Below are 3,384 nucleotides of genomic sequence, written 5' to 3'. Positions count from 1 at the left end.
AAGAAATAATAAGATAGGGAAGTTTCGGGAACCAACCGGAACCCCAGACCGTCTCCAGGACTTGCTACGGGGCTGGCCACTGTTTTCGCATTGCAATTTCTCATTGCAAAGTCAGCAGGGCCAGCTACTCTCCACGTGAGAGAGGCAAACTTTTCCAGCGGAAAGCTGCGGCTCTTGAAGAGTCGGCCCGTTGGGTTGGCTTAATTTGGGTTAGAGTTTAGCTCACCTTTTGGGGCAACGTCACAGCCCTAAGGCGCAATCTTTGTCCCCCGGATCAAATCACAGGCGCAAGCGATAGGGTTCTTCGTCGGGGAAGTCGGGCAGAGGAGGGGGCAGGATCTCGATCTCCCCCGTAGGCAGCGTTTGCAGCACCGTACCCAACTGGACCAGTTGTTCCAGGACGTACAGGCGGGTATCCCGGTCGGTGGTGGAGTTAAACACGCTCAGCCAAACATCGAATTGGGAACGGCGGCTGAGGGGGCTGCGGGCAATGTTATCCCCCAACTGGCGAAATTCATCTCCAGGCAGGCCCACCTGCTCTCGCCAGGCAGCGGCTTGGTAGTAGTCATTGCGGCCCGCTTCCGCATCCCTCAGAAACATAAAGTTAAGTAGGGCGCGATCCACATAAAGTCGCCAGGCGTCAGGGTTGTTTTGGGGGTTGAACTGCTGCAGGCCGCGATCCAAAATCTCGACGGCTTTTTCCGGCTGGCCGGCCCGATAGGCCAACACCAAACTAGAGAGCCGGTAGCCCAAGAGGAAACGGGGATCCAGCCGCAGCATGTGGTCGAAGTAGTCGTAGGCCAGGCCATAGCCAGTCTGGGCGCGGGCCGGGGCATCCCCGTAGTACTGGATCAGCTCCAGCCACAGCCAGGAAGCCCCCAAGTTGCGGTAGCCCAGCCACCCCAGCGTATTGGCCAGGGCAATGTTGCGGTTTTTGCGGGCCTCGGCATTTTCCAATTCTCCCAGATTGATCCGCTGCAGCATCGGCAATTGCAGCCGCACCACCAGGATCCCAAACAGAAACGCTCCCCCAACGGCGGCCAGAGTGCCTGCCAGGGAGAAGCGAGAGCGACGACGGGGCAAGGAAGCAGTAGCCATGGCAAGTTTTTTGCGGATCCCTGAGGCTGTCGCGACCAGGGCTACACTCAATCATAAATTGAACCGTTGAGCCTTTCCCCTGCCTATGGCCAGCTCTGCCCTCTCCGCTTCGGAACGAGCCTTGAGCCTTTACGAGGCTCTGCCCTACCCTAATGTGCCCCTCTCGCAGACGGCTCGCAATGCCTTGCCGGAGATGTTTAAGATGAGCTACACCACGGCTCAGTACCTGCGCACCCATGCTATCGTCCCGCCGGAGGGCAAGGTGTTGTTGAATGCCGGCTGTGGCTCCGGTTGGGAAACGTTGATGATGGCTGAGGCCAATCCAGGGGCCCAGATCGTTGCCTGTGATCTGTCTCCTGCTTCGGTGAAGCTCACCCAGGAACGCCTGCGCCACCACGGCTTCGCAGATGCTGAGTTTTATGTCCTCAATCTGCTGGAGCTGGAGCGTCTGGGGATCCAGTTTGATTTCATTAGCCTCAATGATGTTTTGTATTTGCTGGAGGATCCCACCGAGGGCCTGCGGGCGATGAAAAATGTCCTCAAGCCCGATGGCATCATCCGGGCCAATCTCCACAGCCGCCGCCAACGGCAGGTGTTTTTCCGCTTGCAGGAAGCCTTTCAAAAAGTGGGCCAATTTGACGTTCCACCGGCTGTAGGGGCGCAAAATGTGCGGGAGTTTATGGGATCCCTGCGAGAAGAAGTGGCCCAGGCGGTGCTCTGGAACCCGGCCAACTATGCCGAAGATGCGGCCATTATGAATAATTACCTACTCTCCAACGACAAGGGGTTCACGATCCCCGACCTGTTTCGCATGTTGCAGCAGGCAGGGTTGAGCTTTTTGAGCTTGGTGGATAGGCCCGACTGGTCGGTGGAGTCTTTGTTTAAAGAGGTGCCTGAGTTTGTGCGGCAGCGGTTGGCAACCCTCAGCATCATGGAGCGGCTGCATCTGTATGAACTCCTTCGCCCTGTCCATCGCCTCATCGACTTTTGGGCGGAGCATGCCGGCTCTTCGCCAGTGCTGCCTTGGAGTGACGAAGATTGGCTGTCGGGATCCGTACAATTCAATCCCCTGTTGATGGACAACCCCCGCTTTCGCCAGGAGTACAGCAAAGCCCTGCAAGAGAAGCGGCCCTACGAAATGCAGTGGACAGGAGCCACCCACGGGCGGATCAGCATCCCTGCCGAGAAAGTGAGCTGGTTGGCGCCACTGCTCCAAGGGCCAACGCCGGTTCGAGAGCTGATTCAACAGGCCGTCCAGTTGGGATCCCCAGATGAAGAACGAACAACCGCTGAGGTGCTGACCTTCCTAACCAACCTAGAAGACTTTCTTTTTTTGATGCTGCAATAGGCAGCTCCCCAAGTTCTGGCTGCCCATACCTGTCTGTTGTTTGTAACCTATGAGTCAGATGTCTGCCCGGTCGGGATCTTACTGGCGCGCAACCCTGACGCGGTGGTTCCCACAGCCTCTGGATCGCTGGGTTGCCCGGATTACCCTCTGCAACCTGGCCATCGGGGTGATCCTGGTGGTGTTGGGCAACCACACAGCTCCTTACGTGCGGGACTTTAACTGGCAACAGCAACGGGTGGGGGCGCAAGAAGTGCAGATGGTGCTCACCTTCAACCGCCCGATGGATCCCGTCAGTGTTGAAGAGCATTTGGAGATCCAGCCCCCTCTGCCAGGCCGAATGCGCAAGCTGGGTCGCCGCTTTTTTTGGACGCTGACAGAACCAGCCCCTTACGGCCAGACCTACCGGGTGCGCCTGCAAGCAGCCGTGGATGAACGGGGCCAGCCCATGGCCCAGCCCTTTGAGGGAGAATTCCGCACGCCGGATCGGCAGTTGCTGGGGATCAGCACCGAACCTGCCCAGCGAGGGCGAATGTTTCTGTTCAACCTGGAGACGGGAGCCGCTACTCTGCTGACTCCAGCTGGGGTCAAGGTAACCCAAATGCAGCCCAGTGCTGATGGCCGCTTCGTGTACTATTTCGCCACGGCCACCAACCTACAGCACCAGGATCTGTACCGGCTGGATCTGGAGGATCAGTCTTCGCAGTTGCTGCTGGATCATCAGGGTTACCAAAACCTGCGCTTCCAAGTCTCGCCGACGGGGGAACTGGTGGTGGCAGAGCGGATCCCGCTGCAACGGGATCCCATGGCTGCCGTCCAGACGGAGCTGTGGATCCAGAAAACAAGCCGGGATCCCTTTGAACGTCTAGAGCTGGATACGGCGGTGGGGGGAGATTTTTTCATTAGCCCCGATGAGAGCAGCCTGCTCATCTCGCAGGGAC

At 58.2% G+C, this 3,384-nt stretch carries 2 protein-coding genes and 1 pseudogene; 2 read left to right on the top strand and 1 reads right to left on the bottom strand.

Annotated elements, in window-relative coordinates; translation table 11 throughout:
- Nucleotides 1-279 precede the first annotated feature (279 nt).
- A complete protein-coding gene (locus tag NW856_RS12990) occupies nucleotides 280-1,098 on the bottom strand; it encodes a hypothetical protein (RefSeq protein WP_414400603.1) in 819 nt (272 codons plus the stop codon).
- A gap of 85 nt (nucleotides 1,099-1,183) precedes the next feature.
- Here NW856_RS12990 and NW856_RS12985 point away from each other — a divergent pair, with 85 nt between their 5' ends.
- Together NW856_RS12985 and NW856_RS12980 are read left to right on the top strand one after the other, a co-directional pair.
- The gene (locus NW856_RS12985; RefSeq protein ID WP_414400602.1) at nucleotides 1,184-2,446 is read left to right on the top strand and encodes a class I SAM-dependent methyltransferase; all 1,263 of its coding nucleotides are present in this window, start codon (nucleotides 1,184-1,186) and stop codon (nucleotides 2,444-2,446) included.
- Nucleotides 2,447-2,495: 49 nt separating this feature from the next.
- A pseudogene (locus tag NW856_RS12980) lies at nucleotides 2,496-3,384 on the top strand (hypothetical protein); the annotation flags it as partial.

The sequence above is a fragment of the Synechococcus sp. R3-13 genome (assembly GCF_047462195.1).
Classification (GTDB): Bacteria; Cyanobacteriota; Cyanobacteriia; order Thermostichales; family Thermostichaceae; genus Thermostichus.
Note: the sequence above shows the minus strand (reverse complement) of the source record. Positions and strands in the feature narration are given on the sequence as shown.

What these genes read in the sequence shown, in the direction of transcription:
- NW856_RS12990 (WP_414400603.1), bottom strand. Translation starts at nt 1,098, where the DNA reads ATGGCTACTGCTTCCTTGCCCCGTCGTCGCTCTCGCTTCTCCCTGGCA.
- NW856_RS12985 (WP_414400602.1), top strand. Translation starts at nt 1,184, where the DNA reads ATGGCCAGCTCTGCCCTCTCCGCTTCGGAACGAGCCTTGAGCCTTTAC.